Raw genomic sequence first — 17,717 nt, forward strand, 5'->3', positions numbered from 1 at the left:
GAGATACTGCAATGGCCAAAGAAATTGTTCTAACGGGTGTTACTACCACAGGCACGCCACACCTAGGTAACTACGTGGGGGCCATTCGCCCTGCAATCGAAGCGAGTCGTCAAGACAACACAGAGTCTTATTTCTTTTTGGCAGACTACCATGCTTTGATTAAGTGCCAAGACCCAGAGCGTGTTAAGCAATCTCGTTTGGAAATAGCAGCCACTTGGCTAGCGTGTGGGTTAGATACAGACAGAGCGACTTTTTATCGTCAATCTGATATTCCTGAAATTGCGGAATTGAATTGGTTGCTGACGTGCGTGACGGCCAAAGGTTTGATGAATCGTGCTCACGCTTATAAAGGGGCCGTGGATGAAAACCTGGCTAATGAACAAGATCCTGATTTTGGTATTACCATGGGCTTGTTTTGTTATCCTGTATTAATGGCGGCAGACATCTTAGCGTTCAATGCCCACAAAGTGCCTGTTGGCCGAGATCAAATTCAACACATTGAAATGGCACGAGACATTGCAGGGCGTTTTAATCATCTATTTGGTGAGCGCTTTGTACTGCCAGAGGCGGTTGTTGGTGAAGAAGGCTCTATTTTAAAAGGGCTGGATGGCCGTAAAATGAGTAAGAGTTATAACAACACGATTCCGCTGTTTGATACCGAGAAAAAGCTACAAAAGGGTATTAATAAGATCAAAACGAATCTATTGGAGCCCGGTGAACCGAAAGATCCGAGTGACTCAACGGTATTTGATATTTATCAGGCGTTTGCGTCACAGGAACAAACAGCAGATATGCGTCAGAAATTTGCCGATGGTATTGCATGGGGCGAAGCAAAGAAGGAACTTTTCGCACTAGTAAACGGTCAACTAAGTGAACCGCGAGAAAAGTATCTTGAATTAATGGCGAACCCTGCTCATGTAGAAGAAGTTTTACAGGCAGGGGCCGAAAAAGCACGAGCTCGTGCTCGTGGTCTAATTGCAGATTTACGTCAAGCCGTAGGTCTAGTGAATTTTAAATAAAGGAGAGAGTTTGTGAAAACAACCGTATTTGCCATGTTCATGGCATTTGTTTTAGCAATAGGTGCCGGCGGTTACAGTGCTGACGTGCAGGCGAAAAAGTTTGGGGGCGGTAAAAGCTTTGGTAAAAGTTTTTCTGTTTCTAAGCCTAAAAGCGCTACTAATAGTACAAATAACACGACCAATGCCGCTGCAGGTGCGAAAAAACCTGGTTTCCTAGGTGGTTTAGGGGGGGGCTTGTTAGGCGGTCTCTTGTTAGGCGGCTTATTTGCTACGCTATTAGGCGGCGGTGCTTTCGAAGGCATTTCATTCGGTGATATTTTATTATTCGCTCTGATTGGCTTCTTGGTATACAAATTTTTCATTGCACCAAAACGACGTGCAGCCCAAGCACAGGCCAAAGCGGCTGGGACAAACAACATGTTCCGCGAAATGCCAAATTCAACTCGAGATAGTGTTCAGCCGTCACCTATGTCTGGTATGAGTGGTTTTGGCGCTGAGCCAGAGATCAAGCTACCACCGGGGTTCAATGAGCAAGCTTTTGTTGAAGAAGCGAAAAATCATTACATTACTTTGCAAAAGGCATGGGATGACAATAACTTTGATGAGATTCTTGATTATGTCAGCCCTGAACTTTACAACATGCTGGTCACAGAGCGTGCCACTCACGGTGATAACAAGCCTCGTACGGAAGTCATTTCTCTTATGGCGGAATTGGTTCGCGGTGAGTTTATCGGCTCGACAGCTTCTATTTCATTGAAGTTTTCTGGTTGGATTAAAGAAGGCGACGAAACGTCTGATACGAATGAGATTTGGCATTTAGAGAAAAACATGTCAGATGCAAAAGCCAATTGGACGATTGTTGGTATCCAGCAAGACAACTAATTGTTACTTAATTTTGCTCGTAGACTCATCACAAATTGTTGTAAGCTAAGACAATCTTGTGGTGAGTTTTTTTATGCCACGTTAATTAAATTGAATATGGATGTGAGCCATGTCTGAATTAGCACCGATTAAAGAAAACGGGAAATCCTTGTCTGAAAACAAGAAAGGTGAGTTGCTGCAGTACCTTACTTTTAAGTTGATTGATGAGACCTATGGCATCAATGTCATGCAGATTAAAGAGGTCTTACGTTACAGTGAAATAGCCCCCGTTCCAGGTGCGCCTTCTTATGTGCTAGGCATCGTTAATTTGCGTGGTAACGTCGTCACTGTGGTAGACACGCGTGTGCGGTTCAGTTTGCCTGAGTGCACGATTTCTGACGACACGCGCATCATTATTATCGAACATGATGGTGAGCAAGTGGGCTTGTTGGTTGATGCTGTACAAGAAGTCTTTTACTTGTATCAAGGTGAGATCGAGCAAAGTCCAAGTGTCGGTAACGACGAAGCCTTGATGTTTATTCAGGGTGTGTATCAAAAAGACGAAGAGTTGGTTATTTTGTTGGAACTGGATCGTATGTTTGAACACAATGAAGCGCTTGGCATTGCTGCAATGAGTTAAGTGTTACGAATCCTTAAGAACACAAGCAAACCATCTGTACGATGGTTTTCTTGTTTTTAGCCCCTAAGGTATTTTTATTGCTCCCAATAAGCTTCTTCTAAGCTGTCTTCTCGCTCCGGCAAGCCACGTGATAAGCGTGATGCATTTTGTACTAATATTTCGTAACTGACGCGGTTGGCGTATTTACAGATTTGTGCAAAAGACGAGTAGGCCAGAAAGGGGGCAAGGTGTTTTGTTGAATTTGGCTGTGCTTCTTTGTGAAAATGATTGGCAGAAATATCATGCAGCAGAGCAGACAAGGCGCCATCACCTGCACCGTTGGTGTTGCGTATTTTCTCGGGGCCACCCAAGTAGGGGTCAATATGGGAAAAGACTTTAATGGGGTGTTGGCAAGCCGATTTTGCCATGGGGCGACTGAACTCCCAACGATTAAAATCAGCAAGATGACCTGATTTGATGGGATTGGTTGTTTCTCGTTTTAAGGCTTCCTCTGTGTGACCACACAAATACATACCTTCTGCACCTGCCGTTAGCAGCACCAGATCGACATGGTCTAGAATCCTATTTGCAGCTGCCAAGGGGTCAGACAACCCAGTTAGTGCCTCCGCTTCTGATTCATTCATGGCCAGTACCGTCACATACTCTTTGATGAGCTCTAATAATTCATCGCGATGCTCTTCCACCAAGTGTGTGGTGCCAAGCGTTAAAGCAACCGGTACGTTATGCTGGCGGGAATGTTTTAACGCCATTATCATGGCTTGCTTGATGGGCTTTGCTTGATGACGTAATGGGTAAGCGCAAGTCACCAAGGCTGCGGCACCGGCGACAATGCTTTCTGGAATATGATCGGTATTTAATTCGTCCATATCGCCCGGAGCAATGGCAAAAGTACGCTCACCGTCTGGTGTAATGAGGGTGATACCACGCCCGATATCCCCTGTGACGCCTTGTAAATGATTCATATCGACTTTGCTGCTGGTGTGGCAGATATAGTGGTAAGCTGGTGACCCTAAACCAATGTTGGCCGACATGACACCGAACAAAACTGACTTGTCATCGGCCAAGACGGAGTAGTTGTGAATCGTGTTGCCGATTGTGCCACCGGCAAAGTGATCAGAAATGCATTGTTCTGCGGTGAGCTCAGCAAAAATTTCAACCGCAGTGTCCGCGTCTACCAAGTTAGACAGCCCCTTTTTTATACTGAATTTATCTAGAAAGGCATCGGATACATTAGCGACAACATCAACGATGGTTTCGTCTAGTCCGACAATATAGGTGTCTTTATCGGGTTGTACTTCGGACGTGGGTAAAATAGGTTTGGGTTGAGAAACGGGGAAATAGTGTTTAAGTTTTCGTCTGCCAGGAAACTTCATGTTGATGCTCGTAAAGTAAGATTTTATGGAGTTTAGCAAAGAATGGACCGATCGGGCAGAATAGACCGTAAGGAAATTACGTAAAAATGAATGAATCAGAGTTAGATCGTTATAGTCGACAACTGTTACTGCCTAATTTTGACATCGATGGGCAGTGTAAACTGATGGCGTCTCATATCTTGGTGGTAGGGATGGGCGGCCTTGGTAATATTGCAGCCACTTACCTTGCTACGTCTGGAGTGGGAACACTGACGTTAGCGGATGGGGATCAGCTGGCGTTGAGTAATCTCCCGCGTCAGGTATTGTATGAAGATACTCAGATTGGGATGCATAAGGTCGCCGCTGCCGCAGAACAATTGGCTAAGAAAAATCCTCAGGTAAAAATACATACGATATTGGAATTTTTAGAGGATGAAGCGCTTCAGCGGGCGGTCGATGTGGCGGATGTTGTGCTGGATTGTACTGATAACTTTACTGCAAGAAAAAGTATCCATCGTGCCTGCTTGGCATCAAAAACACCGCTAGTCAGTGCAGCCGCTATCCGTTGGGAGGGACAGCTAGTAAATTTCTTATATCATCAACAGTCGTCGCCCTGTTATGAGTGCTTGTACCCTGATCTTGCTGATCAACAACTGAGTTGTAATGAGAGTGGTGTGATTGCGCCTGTTGTCGGTATGTTAGGCATTTTTCAAGCCCTAGAAGCACTTAAACTGGCAAGTGGTTGCGGTGAAGTAAAACACGGTTATCTTCGTTTATTTGATGGCTTTACAGGACAATGGCGAGAAATGCGCTTAACACAAGACCCAGAATGCTCAGCTTGCTCGCGTAAAACGGGTATTTAGTACCAATAGAGTTGAGCTATACGCATAATGAATATATTTCCCTAAGAATTTGACCGTATTTTCGTTAGAATTCACCTAACTTTTTAAAGGTTCCCGCAGTAGGGCCAAATGACTTTTTAACAGGAGCAACACAATGAGTGATGTAAAACACGCGAAATTAATGATTCTAGGTTCTGGCCCAGCAGGTTACACCGCAGCGGTTTACGCCGCGCGAGCCAACCTAAACCCTGTGATGATTACTGGTATGCAAATGGGCGGACAATTAACCACAACAACGGATGTCGACAATTGGCCGGGAGATGATCAAGGTGTACAAGGGCCTGAGTTGATGGATCGTATGCGTAAGCATGCGGAACGTTTTGAGACGGAAATTGTATTTGATCAGATTAGTAAGGTTGACCTACAAAATCGCCCATTTCGTTTGGAAGGTGACAGCGGTGTTTACACCTGTGACGCGCTAATTATTTCAACAGGGGCCAGTGCTCAGTATCTTGGCTTAGAAAGTGAGACTAAGTTCATGGGGCAGGGCGTGTCTGCTTGTGCGACGTGTGACGGTTTCTTTTATCGTAATCAAGACGTTGCCGTTATTGGTGGTGGTAATACCGCGGTAGAAGAAGCGCTGTACCTTGCCAATATTGCGAAAAGTGTGACGGTTATTCATCGTCGTGACACTTTTCGCTCTGAGAAAATTTTATCTGACAAATTGTTAGAAAAAGCCAAAAATGGCAATGTGAACATCGAATGGTTTTCAGAATTAGATGAAGTATTGGGCGATGATACCGGGGTAACGGGCTTACGTATTAAAAATACTCAAACAGGTGATACGAAAGAGCTCGCAGTGGCAGGTGTTTTTATTGCGATAGGGCACAAGCCAAATACTGACATATTCCAAGGGCAATTAGAGATGAGCAATGGCTACCTATCCGTTCAATCTGGCTCTCACGGTAATGCAACACAGACGAGTGTAGAAGGCGTGTTTGCAGCGGGTGACGTCTCTGACCATATTTATCGTCAAGCGATTACGTCAGCGGGTACAGGTTGCATGGCAGCGTTGGATGCTGAACGTTTCTTGGACTCTCAAGTATCTTAAGACGACGTTTGTTTCGAGCAAAAACAAAAAAACCGATGTGAATCGGTTTTTTTAGGTCTTTGAAAAACAGAGAAGTTATTTAGCGTTAAACGCAGCGATGCCTTCAATAATGGCTTTTTTCGCTTCATCAGCGTTTGCCCAGCCTTCTACTTTCACCCACTTGCCTTTTTCAAGCGTTTTGTAGTTTTCAAAGAAGTGTTCGATTTGGTCACGCAGTAGTTGAGGGATGTCATTGACGTCTTGGATATGACCGTATTCTTTACTGAGTTTTTCGTGTGGCACGGCCACTAACTTGGCATCCATACCGGCTTCGTCGGACATATTGAGTACGCCAACAGGGCGGCAGCGAATCACAGAGCCAGGAACAACAGGATAAGGCGTGATGACTAATACATCTACTGGGTCGCCATCATCGGCTAACGTGTCGTTAACATAACCATAGTTTGCTGGATAAAACATGGGTGCCGTCATAAAGCGGTCAACAACCAAAGCATCCATGTCATGGTCAACTTCATATTTTACTGGATTGGCTTGTGCCGGGATCTCAATGATAACGTTGATATCGTTTGGTGCATCTTTGCCAGCAGGGATTTTGTTATAGCTCATTATTGTCTCTTCCAATGTAGTAAATATGATCAGCATTATAAAAGTTAGATAAGCTCTGCGCTAGCGGAAGAGTGCTCCTATGAGTAATATTCACGATTTTGGCTAAATAAAATCAGCAAAAAAAGTCTGAAAGTGCGTTAACTTATTGCTTTCTTTCTGAATTTAGCTAGTCTTACGTAGTGATCAAAATATAGTCGCGAGGACAGAAATGACGAAATCTGAGCTGATAGAGTTGCTAATCGACCAGCAATCTCATTTGCCGGTGAAGGATGTAGAACAAGCTATCAAGGCAATGCTTGATCATATGTCGGATTCTTTGGCGAATGGAGAGCGCATTGAAATTAGAGGTTTTGGGAGTTTTTCATTGCATTACAGAGCACCTAGAATTGGCAGGAACCCAAAAACAGGCGATTCTGTTGAGCTAAATGCTAAATATGTCCCTCATTTTAAGCCTGGGAAAGAGTTGAGAGAGCTGGTGAATCTGCCAAGTAATGATACAAATGAACTTAACTAAATTGTTCTTTATGCCTCGAAATCTTATGGCTATAGCGGCATAATATCGTCATTCTATTTTTTGATAGGTTGCCTTATGCTTAAGTGGCTAAAAAGAATTGTCTCTGCTGTTCTTATTATCTTTTTTCTTGCTATTGGTGTGTTTTTCGCCATTCGAAACCCGCAAATTATCTCGCTTGACCTTGTTTTTTGGCAAGGTCCCGAGCTCAGTGTTGCGCTCTATATGATTCTCGCTTTTACTTTTGGGGCTTGTGTGGCATTGCTTATCAGTTCGGTTGCTTTTTTACATAATGAACGTCAGATAAGAGTGTTGACTCGTAAAAATGAGAAAGCGCGACAAGAAATTGATGCCTTAAGAAAAGCCTCCATTACGAAAGAGCTTTCTGTAGGCAAGGAGTAACGGCGTTGACCGAAGTGGGGTTATTTCTAGTCCTGTTCGTCGCACTCTTTGTCGGATGGATAATGGGTCGCAAAAATTCGACATTAAAAAATAAACCGCCAAAGAAAAGTATTCCGAAAGACTATTTTCGTGGTCTTAACCATCTTCTTAACGACCAACATTCTGAGGCAATAGATGCCTTTGTTGACTCGTTAGAGGTGAACTCTGAAACCTTTGATATTCACCTCACGCTAGGAAATTTATTTCGTAAAAAAGGTGAAATTCAAAAAGCCATTAATATCCATCAAAGTCTATTAGCGCGTCCTGAAATTTCTGAGCGTGAAATGCACATGGTGCAAATGGAACTGGCCAGTGACTTTATGTCGGCCGGTTTATTGGATCGTGCAGGGCGCTTGCTCCTCAACATGGCTTCTACGTCGCGTAAAACCGAATTTCAGTCTAAAATTCTTTCTTTGCTAGTGGATTTGTATGAGTTCGAGCAAAGCTGGGATAAAGCCATTCAAATAGGCGATGAGCTACTCAGGGAAACAACGAGTAAAAAAGAAGTGAAGCGACAGGCTCATTTTCACTGTGAGATGGCTCAGAATCTACAGAAAGATGAGTTATGGAAGCCGGCTTATCAGCATTACAAAGACGCATTAACCGTTGATCCGAGTTGCATCCGTGCCAGTATTGGGGCAGCAGATGTGCTAAGTGGACAAGGTCGACATCGTGATTCAATTAAAGAGCTAAAACACGCAGCAGAACAAGACCCTGAGTTTATTTCAGTGATTTTACCCAAGTTAAAAGAGTCTTATCAGAAAGTGTGGGGCAGTGGTGGTTATATTAAGTTTTTGCAGGAGTATAACCAGAAGAAACCGTCGACTGCGCTCATCGTTGCTTTGTCTCAACACTATATGGAAACAGATCCCGAGTACGCAGAGATGTTCTTAGTTGAGCAGTTGAGAAGACATCCCACTATTAAAGGTTTTAAGGAGTTAATCAGCTTACAACTGACTGACTCACAGGGCTACAATCAACAGCATCTGGCGGTATTATTTGAGTTGATTGATCAGCTTACTCAAGCAAAGCACAAATACCAATGTCGTCAATGTGGCTTCTCCGGTCATCAATTGCATTGGCAATGCCCGAGTTGCAAAAACTGGGGTGTAGTAAAACCCATTCACGGTTTAGAAGGTGAGTAGCCTTAAACCGTTCATTATTAACAACGAAGATTGAAACAAGAGGACACTGAATGAGCTGCCAATCCCCTATTGTGGTTGCCCTAGACTACCCAACCATGACGCAATCTATTGAGATGGCAAAACAACTTGATCCAAAACAGTGTCGAGTAAAAGTAGGAAAAGAGTTATTCACAACGTCTGGTCCTGTTATTTTAGACGAGCTCCATAAGTTAGGGTTTGAGGTATTTTTAGACCTAAAATTCCATGACATTCCCAATACCGTCGCAAATGCCGTAGATGTGGCCGCTCGTGCTGGAGTGTGGATGGTGAATGTCCATGCTTCTGGTGGACGTCGTATGATGGAAGCATCGGCAAATGCATTGCAACAACGAATGGACAACAAAACTTTACTCATTGCGGTGACTGTGTTGACCAGCATGGATCAATCTGACCTACGAGAGGTCGGTATTGATGTCACGCCTGAGCAACATGTTAAGCGTTTGGCTGCATTGGCGAAATCGTCTGGAATGGATGGTGTGGTTTGCTCCGCCCAAGAGTCGTCTATGTTGTCGACTGAGTTGGGCAAAGACTTTGTATTAGTAACGCCAGGTATTCGTCCTAAAGGTGCTGCTCAAGGTGACCAAAAACGTATCATGACACCAGCAGAGGCCATGTCTGCGGGCAGTCACTATCTTGTTATGGGGCGTCCTATTACGCAGTCTCCAGATCCTATTGCAACCTTGACCGAGGTAAACCGTACACTTGGTGTGCATGTATAAAGCGACCAGATAAAACAATGTGTAGATATTGAACTTCGTTAGAAAACCTTTTATTCTAATCGCGTTCGGCTGTTTTAGTAGCATCTAATTCCGCCGAGCTTTTTTAGCCAAGATGGCATTTCGTGCTGATGCAGCATTTAAAAAAGGATTTTATAATGAAGAATACGAATGTTTTTCGAGATTTTCTCACCCGTCTACTGTTTATCCTTTCTCTGTCCGTCGTGTCTCTCCCCGCCTTGTCGGCGACACCTTTAGATATTAACTCAGCGACAGCAATGGAATTTGCTTCCGTTATGTCTGGTGTTGGTATGAAAAAAGCACAGGCGATTATTGCTTACAGAGAAATGAATGGCCCCTTTGATTCACTGGATCAGCTCACTTATGTAAAAGGAATTGGCGCTACTCTGGTGATGCGCAATCAAGCGTTGTTGCGTGTTGTTTCGCCTGATAAGCCTGATCATAGTAAAGCCGAAGTTATGCAGTGATTACCGACCGGTTTTAACCTTAATAGATCAGTCGACAATACAAGGCAGATTACTCTTCTGCTTTGTATTGTGTCAGCGTGGTAATGGCTTGATGTTGAGTCAAAAAAACGTGCCCATTTAACTGTTTCAATAGATCAGTATGGCGAAGCTTGTCCATTACTGGGCCTTTTACTTCAGATAAGTGAACTTTTACGCCAGCATCATTTAAGCGACTGACGATTTTTTCTAAGCTTTGTAAGGCACTGGCATCAACCATATTGATTGCAGTGCACATAAGAATAAGATGCTGAAGATCGGGGTTTTGGGAGACAAGGCTTTGTAGCTGCTCTTCAAAGACACGAGCATTGGCGAAAAAGAGGTTTTCATCAATACGCACGGTTAGTACGGTGTTGTGTGTCTCAACGTCAAAGCGCTTGATATTACGAAAATGCTCTGTGCCTGGCACTCGCCCTACGATGGCGATGTGTGGGTGACTGGTGTGCCAAAGAAAAAATAACACCGACAACACAACCCCAATAATGAGCCCCGCTTCCATTCCTTCAATGATTACGACTAGAAACGTAATAATAAGCAGAATGGCCTCTTTTTTTGAAAAGCCCCAGAGCGCTTTTAAATCTGCAAAGCTGATCAATTTAGACATGGAGATCGTGATAATGGCCGCCAGGATGACGGTGGGCAAATAGTAGAATACAGGCGTTAAAAACAACAAAGTTAATAAAATGAATAGGGCTGTAATGATGCCTGTCATTGGGCTTGTTGCACCACACTCAGCGTTTAACACGGTACGAGAAAGTCCCCCCGTTACAGGGAACGCGCCACTCATTGCAGATCCAATATTGGCCAATCCTAATCCAGCCAACTCTTGGTTTGGCTGAATGTCTTGACGGCGTTTGGCGGCATAAGACTGTGCCACTGACACTGAGCTAATAAAACCCACAATAGTGATCAAAAATACGCTGGGCAGAAGCGCTTTGATTAGTTCCCAGCTAATAATGTTGACATTCATTGTAGGGAGAGAGGTAGGAACGGTACCGATTACTGCAACACCGAGCTGGTCAAGAGAGAAAAAGGCGACGATCAATGTCGTCACTACCACCACAATAACAGGGCCGGATTTTTCAAGTAAATGAACGGTTGACTCAGGCAACCCAGTGAGTGTTAAAAGTTGGCCAAAATATCGTTTTATCATGAGCAAAGAAGTGATGCAAAAAGCACTTAATATAAGCGTGGGTATATTCGTACTGCCAATGTGTTGGTAAAGGCCAGTGACTAAAGGCAGGAGTGTATCGCCATGTGATTCAATGCCTAAGAAGTATTTACTTTGTCCAATAATGATTAAAAGTGCGGATGCGCTGATAAAACCAGAGATGACGGGGTGGCTGAGTAAGTTGGTTAAAAAGCCCAGTTTTAACAGGCTTAATACCAATAAAAGTACACCAGACATCAATGCTAACAAGATAGCGATGCTGGCATAGTGTTCACTGCCTGACACGGCAAAAGGTAATATCGCAGAAGCGGTCATAACAGAAGTCAGCGCGACAGGCCCAACCGCTAATGTTCGGCTTGTTCCAAACAATGAGTACAAAATAGAGGGTAAAATACTGGCGTATAAGCCCGTGATAGCGGGCAATCCCGCGAGCATGGCATAAGCCAAACTTTGAGGAATAACCATAATAGTAAAGATCAAGCTAGCAACAAAGTCCTGTTTAAAATCGTTCACTCGATAGTGTTTTAGCCAAGCAATAGCAGGTAGGAAGCGTTCGATGTTTATCATAAAAGCTCTTATGCCGGTGAAACGGTCAAATAGAATGAGTGAAGTTAAATAGGTTTTTCTTTTGTTTTTTATCTTAAATATAAGCTTAAGCTTTAATGTTATCGACAGTAAATCGATTAGTAAAGTCATCATCTGATCTAAAAGGTCGATTTTCCTGTATATGAGTGAATAAAAGGGGAAAGTTCAGACGATCCCCGTGAAATTTGGTAACCTCATTCTTCTACAGAAATGCTTAGGAAAAGTCCGTGTCACAAGAATTTCAAGTCGTTTCCCCTTACTCTCCGGCCGGTGATCAGCCAAAAGCCATTGAAAAATTAGTGCGTGGTGTTGAAGCAGGGTTGGCCCATCAAACCTTATTAGGCGTGACAGGGTCGGGTAAGACCTACACAGTAGCAAACGTCGTGTCTCAAGTTCGGCGCCCAACCATTGTTATGGCGCATAATAAGACCTTGGCCGCTCAGCTGTATGGTGAATTTAAAGAATTCTTTCCACATAACGCGGTTGAGTACTTTGTTTCCTATTATGATTATTATCAGCCCGAAGCCTATGTTGCTGCTTCAGATACCTTTATTGAGAAAGATGCTTCTGTTAATGAGCATATAGAGCAAATGCGTTTGTCTGCCACCAAGGCGCTTTTAGAGCGTGATGACGTTATTATCGTTGCAACCGTTTCTGCTATTTATGGTTTGGGCGATCCCCAATCCTATTTAAAGATGATGCTGCACCTTGATCGAGGTGAGCGTATTGATCAACGTGATATATTACGACGTTTGGCAGAGTTGCAGTACAGCCGCAATGACTTGGTATTGGAGCGGGGTAACTTTCGTGTGCGTGGCGACGTTATTGAAGTGTTTCCTGCAGATTCTGAAGATACAGCGATTCGCATAGAGCTTTTTGATGATGAAGTCGAAAGTCTTTCTATGATTGAGCCGCTTACCAACAAGACGATTCGGAAAGTACCTCGTATTACGGTTTATCCTAAAACCCATTATGTGACGCCAAGAGAAACGGTAGAGTCGGCAATTGAAAGAATTAAAGTCGAGTTAGATCAACGTCTTGAACAGCTTAAGTCGATGAATAAACTGGTTGAAATGCAGCGCCTTGAGCAACGTACACGTTACGATCTAGAGATGATGCAAGAACTGGGTTACTGCTCTGGAATCGAAAACTATTCCCGTTATCTGTCTGGTCGTGAAGAAGGAGCGCCACCTCCAACACTATTTGACTACCTACCTGACAATGCACTATTGGTTATTGATGAATCTCATGTGACAGTTTCACAGATTGGTGCCATGTACAAAGGTGACCGTTCACGAAAAGAGAATTTAGTAGAATATGGTTTTCGTTTGCCTTCTGCCCTAGACAATCGTCCCATGCGTTTTGAAGAGTGGGAGCAAATAAAGCCACAAACAATTTTCGTTTCTGCTACACCTGGAAAATACGAAGAGGAACACCAAGATTGGGTTGTTGAGCAGATTGTGCGGCCAACCGGTCTAATTGATCCTATCTTGGAAGTGCGACCAATTTTAACGCAAGTAGATGATTTGTTGTCAGAGATCAATTTACGTTTGCCTTTAGGGGAGCGTATCTTGGTGACGACTTTAACAAAACGCATGGCAGAAGATCTTAGCGATTATTTGAATGAGCACGGTATTCGTGTTCGTTATTTGCACTCAGACATAGACACTGTAGAGCGTGTAGAAATTATCCGTGACTTGCGTCTTGGAGAATTCGATGTGTTAGTCGGTATTAACTTATTACGAGAAGGTCTTGATATACCTGAAGTCAGTTTGGTTGCTATTTTAGATGCTGACAAAGAAGGTTTCTTGCGTTCAGAAAAATCTCTTATTCAAACGATTGGTCGTGCGGCTCGAAACGTGAAGGGTAAAGCCATTTTATACGCTGATCGCATTACCGGTTCTATGGAGCGAGCCATCAATGAGACTGAGCGACGCCGAGAGAAGCAACAAGCGTACAATGAAGAGCATGGTATCACTCCGACGGGAATTACTAAGTCGGTTGAAGACATCATGGAAGGGGCGTATAACCCTGGTGCTGGAAAGCGTGGTAGTAAAACCAAAAAAGTGGCGGAAACAGCGAAAGACTATCAAGTGGAAAGCATGGAAGATGTTGCTCAAGTTCGTAAGGCAATGATTCAGCTACAAAAAGAGATGATGCAAGCTTCAGAAGAACTTAAGTTTGAGTTAGCGGCAGGTTACCGCGACCAGATTCGTCAATTGCAGAAAAAGCTAAAAGATGTCGGTGAGTGATAAAAAGCACATTTCTGATCAAACAATAAAGGAACAAAAAAAGTGGCGATTACTTTGAGGAATTACAACATAGTGCGGGTTATAGACAACGGTGTGATTGTTAATTGTACTGTGATGGAGATGTGTTATGAGTTTGCGCTGGTTAAGTTTAAGGGTAAAAAATACAAAGTACCTTATGATTTAATCGACGAAGTGATTGGTCATGAACTGCTGGTTCCGGTGGACGAGTAAATTACCTTTAAAAACAACAAAATTAACAGCGAAAATCCTAGATAAGACTTGTCAAAACAAAGTCTCTGGGTATAATAAGTCTCACTTTTTAGGACTATAGCTCAGTTGGTTAGAGCGCATCCTTGACATGGATGAGGTCGGCAGTTCGAATCTGCCTAGCCCTACCAAATTATAAAGCCTCGACAGTTAATGTTAATTCATGACGTCGGGGCTTTTTTATGTCTGTAAGCAGTGGGTTATCGAATACATGTATTCGATTCACGTATTGAACAGAATCAAAAAAGCCGAACATCGAGTTCGGCTTTTTTGATTCGTTTCTATTTTATAAGCCCCATAGAATGGACATGCCTAGAATAGAGTAGGCTAGGCTGCCTAGGACAATAACGATTGTGTAGATTATGTTGATTAATCTCGGTTTAATGTAGTCTGTTCCTATCTGCCAACCCGCTAGAATGGAGTTAATGCAAACCATAACCAGTGTGATACTTGAGTATACTTTGAACCAAACCGGTGAGAACACCTCTTTCCACTCACTGTAACTTGCTGTATCGAGTGTCAAGATGAGGCTAATGAATATTACACCCCATAGACATATCGCAATATTGGATATGCGTTGGTAGACCCACTCTGTAGTACCACTTCTTAATGCTTTTGATGAGATCATGCCCACACCCATACTCCTGATAAAACGCAGAAACAACCTGAGATAACTAACACCGCAATAGAGATTGACTTACCAGAATCCAACTCTTCACAGTGACCAAAATCCTGAATGATGTGCTTAATGGTTGCACAAAAATAGTAACCAAAAGCAGTCATTAGTCCCCAAACCACGAACTTACCTAGTGGATTTTGATCAAAAAAACCTAGCATGTCGCCAAAGCCATTTTCAGAGGCTAGGGAAAGGTATAAAACAGGCAAAAATATTGCCATACTTACCCATAGTATTACTGAAGATACACGATGGACAATCGACACTATGGCAGTGATAGGCAGCCTTATTGTCTTCAAATCTAAGTTAACTGGTCGAGCTTTACTCATACACCTCTCCAAACATGAAAATAAAAATGACATATTAGTACAAACGATATTCGTTTGCATTATATATGTTAAGGGCTATTCTTTCTCTAAAAGGGACGTTATTTCAGTTAATACTGAACATTCAGCCAGTTTCTTCATACACACTAAAAGGTTTTCACTTTATCTAGTGTTTTGAAGAGCCTAAGTAACTCGAATATCCCTATTACTTGCAAAAAACAACCATCAGACTTGTTACGTCGCTCTTGGAATTGAGGATTGCTTTTAGTCATTGTTAAAAAAAGAAATTACTTGCGCGTAGTATATCATCGTTTACCTATAAAAGAATCTGTCTGAAAAGTCGACATGCATGATTTTTTTATAATAATGATTACTATTTTCGGTAAGAATAATCGAAGAAGCCGTTACGTAGAGGTGCCAACCAAGTGTTCTCTCTTGTTCAGTTTATGCTCAAAATGTTCGATGCTTAAGGGCCTAGAGAAATAGTACCCCTGAAATATGCTTACGCCATGTTGGCTTAAAAAGCTGAGTTCCTCTTTATTTTCTACACCTTCAGCAACGATGTTTAGATTGAAGCTCTGTGCTAAACCAATGATAGATCTTGTAATGATGGCAGTGTTTTTATTAGAAGTAATATCAGAAACAAAACTTTTATCAATTTTAATTTCATCAATAGGGAACTGATGAAGGTAGTTTAAAGAAGAGTACCCTGTACCAAAATCGTCTAGTGATATGGATATTCCAAGACTTTTTAGGTAGTTTAATTTCTCGATTGTACCTTTAATGTCTTCTATTAAAATAGATTCCGTTACTTCTAATGTCAGTTTTTTCGTATTGATACCATGACTATTAATAGTGTGCATAATTTTATCTATGAAATCTTTTTGCCAGATTTGTCTTGCACTTAAATTGACTGCAATGGTTAATTCAGAAAAGGCAGCATGAGACTGCCACTTTTGAAGCATTTCACACGCTTTTTCCAGCACAGTCTGACCTATTTCAATGATCAAATTATTTTCTTCTGCCTGCTCAAGGAAATCAGCAGGTGAAAGAAGGCCTCTGGTAGGATGGTGCCAACGAACTAATGCTTCAGCGCCAAGTGTTGTTCCATTTCTATCAACTTTAGGTTGTAAGTAAATACAGAAATTACCCTCTTTAAGAGAGGACTTAATCTCTAAGGCTAATGTGTTCGATTGAGTGAGTTCTTCGTGCCTTGATAAGCTAAATATTTTGGGCTCATAATTACCTTCAGACTTAGATTTGTACATAGCAATATCTGCTAATTGAAGTATGTACCCTGGCGTTACTTCTTGTGAATTGAAAACAATACCCCCAATGCTGATAGAGACGTCATAATCAATTGTTTCCTTATTTAAATCATTTGTGAGTAAAAAAGGCGTGCTGGTTTTTTCTATAATGTTCTTTGAATAATCTAATGCAACTGAAAGCGCTTCTTTTTCTTTCTGCTCTACTCTAGGGTAAATGATGATAAACTCATCACCACCAAGGCGAGAAAATATATGTTGTTTAGGGATACAGTCTAAAATGCGATCTGAAAAAAGTTTTAATAGTTTGTCTCCGATATGATGCCCATAGCTATCGTTTAACATTTTAAACTTATTTAAGTCTATGAAGAGAACCGCATGGTAATAGTGTTCATTTTTACGGGAGGAGATAACATCTTCGAGCATAGTCTCTAACTGGGTTCTGTTTGCAAGCCCTGTGAGAGGGTCGGAGTAGGCAAGGCGTTCAACTTCAAGTTGGTTCCTTTTTTCAGTAGTGATGTCAAGGATAATACCCACAATGTACATTGGCTTACCATCTTGATCGTATTCAGCAATTCTTCCCCTATCCCAAACCCATGTTATCTCACCACTTGCTTTTTTTACGCGAAACTTAACATTGTAAATTTTTCCATGCTCGAGCATATCATTTATTGCTGATGTAACGATAGCGATGTCGTCTTCGAAGATACAAGAAATAAACTCTGAAAAAGTGTTCTCAGATGTGGTGACGCCCGTGATGATACTCCATTGCTTATTATGAAAGACTTCATTTGTTACCTTGTTCCATTCCCATAGACCTTCCTCTGATATTTCAAATATTTTTTCTAGGTGAGAAGTGTTTTTTAAAAAGCTAATGTCTTTTATTTCTCTGTTAAATTCAAATATTTTTAATTTTTCATCCATTCCTTTGAAAGGGACTTTTAAAGAAAGTTCTTTAGCCTTGTGATATCGGTTGTATTTTATTTTATATTTTTTACCTTCTTCGTGGTCATCCATAATTTTTTTGTTCTGAGCGATACTGTTTGTAGTGTTGTTACTTTCGGCGGTCAGGTTGGCCTTTGCGATGTCATTAGAGTAAATGATGTCACCATCGTAGTTTTTAACAACAACAGCACCATTGATAGAGTTCAGGATACCTTGTAGTACATTAATATAACGCTCAAAACTCTTTTTCAGAACCAAGGCTGTGATTGAAAAAGAGAAAAAAGTAGACAGGAAAAGGCTGTATCCTAGGCTTATGTCTGTTATGAAAGACAATAAAATAAAGCAAGCGGATAACGTGACAGTTAAAAAAAGCGCTTTTTTTAACTCAGCGTTGAGTTGGTATCCAGTGATACTCTTCATACT

The 17,717-nt window shown here is 42.1% G+C and carries 18 protein-coding genes and 1 tRNA gene; 13 read left to right on the forward strand and 6 right to left on the reverse strand.

Annotation, left to right across the window (positions count from 1 at the left end; translation table 11 throughout):
* Window positions 1-11 precede the first annotated feature (11 nt).
* The 3 genes from LG368_RS07125 to LG368_RS07135 all read left to right on the forward strand — a co-directional run bounded on the left by LG368_RS07125 (window position 12) and on the right by LG368_RS07135 (window position 2,520).
* Window positions 12-1,019, forward strand: coding sequence for a tryptophan--tRNA ligase (locus tag LG368_RS07125; RefSeq protein ID WP_226754042.1), 1,008 nt, complete (start codon window positions 12-14; stop codon window positions 1,017-1,019).
* A gap of 12 nt (window positions 1,020-1,031) precedes the next feature.
* Window positions 1,032-1,901, forward strand: coding sequence for a Tim44 domain-containing protein (locus tag LG368_RS07130; protein ID WP_226754043.1), 870 nt, complete (start codon window positions 1,032-1,034; stop codon window positions 1,899-1,901).
* Between the two features lie 109 nt (window positions 1,902-2,010).
* On the forward strand, window positions 2,011-2,520 hold the full coding sequence (locus LG368_RS07135; RefSeq protein WP_226754044.1) for a chemotaxis protein CheW: 510 nt from the start codon (window positions 2,011-2,013) through the stop codon (window positions 2,518-2,520).
* A gap of 74 nt (window positions 2,521-2,594) precedes the next feature.
* Here the strand turns inward: LG368_RS07135 and LG368_RS07140 are convergent, their stop codons facing one another.
* The gene (locus LG368_RS07140) at window positions 2,595-3,893 is read right to left on the reverse strand and encodes an inosine/guanosine kinase (RefSeq protein ID WP_226754045.1); all 1,299 of its coding nucleotides are present in this window, start codon (window positions 3,891-3,893) and stop codon (window positions 2,595-2,597) included.
* Window positions 3,894-3,979: 86 nt separating this feature from the next.
* Here LG368_RS07140 and LG368_RS07145 point away from each other — a divergent pair, with 86 nt between their 5' ends.
* Window positions 3,980-4,735, forward strand: a complete 756-nt coding sequence (locus LG368_RS07145) for a HesA/MoeB/ThiF family protein (RefSeq protein WP_226754046.1) — start codon at window positions 3,980-3,982, stop codon at window positions 4,733-4,735.
* A gap of 133 nt (window positions 4,736-4,868) precedes the next feature.
* Window positions 4,869-5,825: a thioredoxin-disulfide reductase gene (gene trxB, locus LG368_RS07150; protein ID WP_226754047.1), complete on the forward strand. Its 957-nt coding sequence runs from the start codon at window positions 4,869-4,871 to the stop codon at window positions 5,823-5,825.
* A gap of 75 nt (window positions 5,826-5,900) precedes the next feature.
* Here the strand turns inward: trxB and ppa are convergent, their stop codons facing one another.
* Window positions 5,901-6,431 carry an inorganic diphosphatase gene (gene ppa, locus LG368_RS07155; protein ID WP_226754048.1) on the reverse strand — a complete coding sequence of 177 codons (531 nt, stop codon included), beginning with the start codon at window positions 6,429-6,431 and terminating at the stop codon, window positions 5,901-5,903.
* A 190-nt stretch (window positions 6,432-6,621) separates the two neighbouring features.
* Between ppa and ihfB the strand changes: the two genes are divergently transcribed.
* The 5 genes from ihfB to LG368_RS07180 all read left to right on the forward strand — a co-directional run bounded on the left by ihfB (window position 6,622) and on the right by LG368_RS07180 (window position 9,771).
* Window positions 6,622-6,945 (forward strand): integration host factor subunit beta, encoded by a 324-nt coding sequence (gene ihfB / locus LG368_RS07160; protein WP_226754075.1) that lies wholly within the window; start codon window positions 6,622-6,624, stop codon window positions 6,943-6,945.
* Between the two features lie 75 nt (window positions 6,946-7,020).
* A complete protein-coding gene (locus LG368_RS07165; RefSeq protein ID WP_226754049.1) occupies window positions 7,021-7,344 on the forward strand; it encodes a lipopolysaccharide assembly protein LapA domain-containing protein in 324 nt (107 codons plus the stop codon).
* Between the two features lie 14 nt (window positions 7,345-7,358).
* Window positions 7,359-8,528 (forward strand): lipopolysaccharide assembly protein LapB, encoded by a 1,170-nt coding sequence (lapB, locus tag LG368_RS07170; RefSeq protein WP_226754076.1) that lies wholly within the window; start codon window positions 7,359-7,361, stop codon window positions 8,526-8,528.
* 50 nt (window positions 8,529-8,578) lie between these two features.
* Window positions 8,579-9,286 (forward strand): orotidine-5'-phosphate decarboxylase, encoded by a 708-nt coding sequence (gene pyrF, locus LG368_RS07175; protein ID WP_226754050.1) that lies wholly within the window; start codon window positions 8,579-8,581, stop codon window positions 9,284-9,286.
* Window positions 9,287-9,441: 155 nt separating this feature from the next.
* Window positions 9,442-9,771, forward strand: a complete 330-nt coding sequence (locus LG368_RS07180; RefSeq protein ID WP_226754051.1) for a ComEA family DNA-binding protein — start codon at window positions 9,442-9,444, stop codon at window positions 9,769-9,771.
* 49 nt (window positions 9,772-9,820) lie between these two features.
* On the opposite strand, the gene LG368_RS07185 is transcribed toward LG368_RS07180, so the two are convergent.
* Window positions 9,821-11,545 (reverse strand): SulP family inorganic anion transporter, encoded by a 1,725-nt coding sequence (locus LG368_RS07185; RefSeq protein ID WP_226754052.1) that lies wholly within the window; start codon window positions 11,543-11,545, stop codon window positions 9,821-9,823.
* A gap of 245 nt (window positions 11,546-11,790) precedes the next feature.
* Here LG368_RS07185 and uvrB point away from each other — a divergent pair, with 245 nt between their 5' ends.
* The 3 genes from uvrB (at window position 11,791) to LG368_RS07200 (ending at window position 14,213) form a co-directional block, all read left to right on the forward strand.
* Window positions 11,791-13,815: an excinuclease ABC subunit UvrB gene (uvrB, locus tag LG368_RS07190; RefSeq protein WP_226754053.1), complete on the forward strand. Its 2,025-nt coding sequence runs from the start codon at window positions 11,791-11,793 to the stop codon at window positions 13,813-13,815.
* Window positions 13,816-13,869: 54 nt separating this feature from the next.
* Entirely contained in the window at window positions 13,870-14,046 is a 177-nt protein-coding gene (locus tag LG368_RS07195) for a hypothetical protein (RefSeq protein ID WP_226754054.1), read from the forward strand.
* 90 nt (window positions 14,047-14,136) lie between these two features.
* A tRNA-Val gene (locus LG368_RS07200) sits at window positions 14,137-14,213 on the forward strand.
* A 155-nt stretch (window positions 14,214-14,368) separates the two neighbouring features.
* Here LG368_RS07200 and sdhD read toward each other — a convergent pair.
* The 3 genes from sdhD to LG368_RS07215 all read right to left on the reverse strand — a co-directional run bounded on the left by sdhD (window position 14,369) and on the right by LG368_RS07215 (window position 17,714).
* Window positions 14,369-14,710: a succinate dehydrogenase, hydrophobic membrane anchor protein gene (sdhD, locus tag LG368_RS07205; protein WP_226754055.1), complete on the reverse strand. Its 342-nt coding sequence runs from the start codon at window positions 14,708-14,710 to the stop codon at window positions 14,369-14,371.
* Window positions 14,707-15,087: a succinate dehydrogenase, cytochrome b556 subunit gene (sdhC, locus tag LG368_RS07210; protein WP_226754056.1), complete on the reverse strand. Its 381-nt coding sequence runs from the start codon at window positions 15,085-15,087 to the stop codon at window positions 14,707-14,709. Before sdhC ends, sdhD begins: the two co-directional genes overlap by 4 nt.
* A gap of 401 nt (window positions 15,088-15,488) precedes the next feature.
* Window positions 15,489-17,714, reverse strand: a complete 2,226-nt coding sequence (locus tag LG368_RS07215; protein WP_226754057.1) for a GGDEF and EAL domain-containing protein — start codon at window positions 17,712-17,714, stop codon at window positions 15,489-15,491.
* Between the last annotated feature and the right edge of the window lie 3 nt (window positions 17,715-17,717).

Origin of the sequence: Marinomonas algarum (assembly GCF_020532605.1) — a bacterium.
Classification (GTDB): domain Bacteria; phylum Pseudomonadota; class Gammaproteobacteria; order Pseudomonadales; family Marinomonadaceae; genus Marinomonas; species Marinomonas algarum.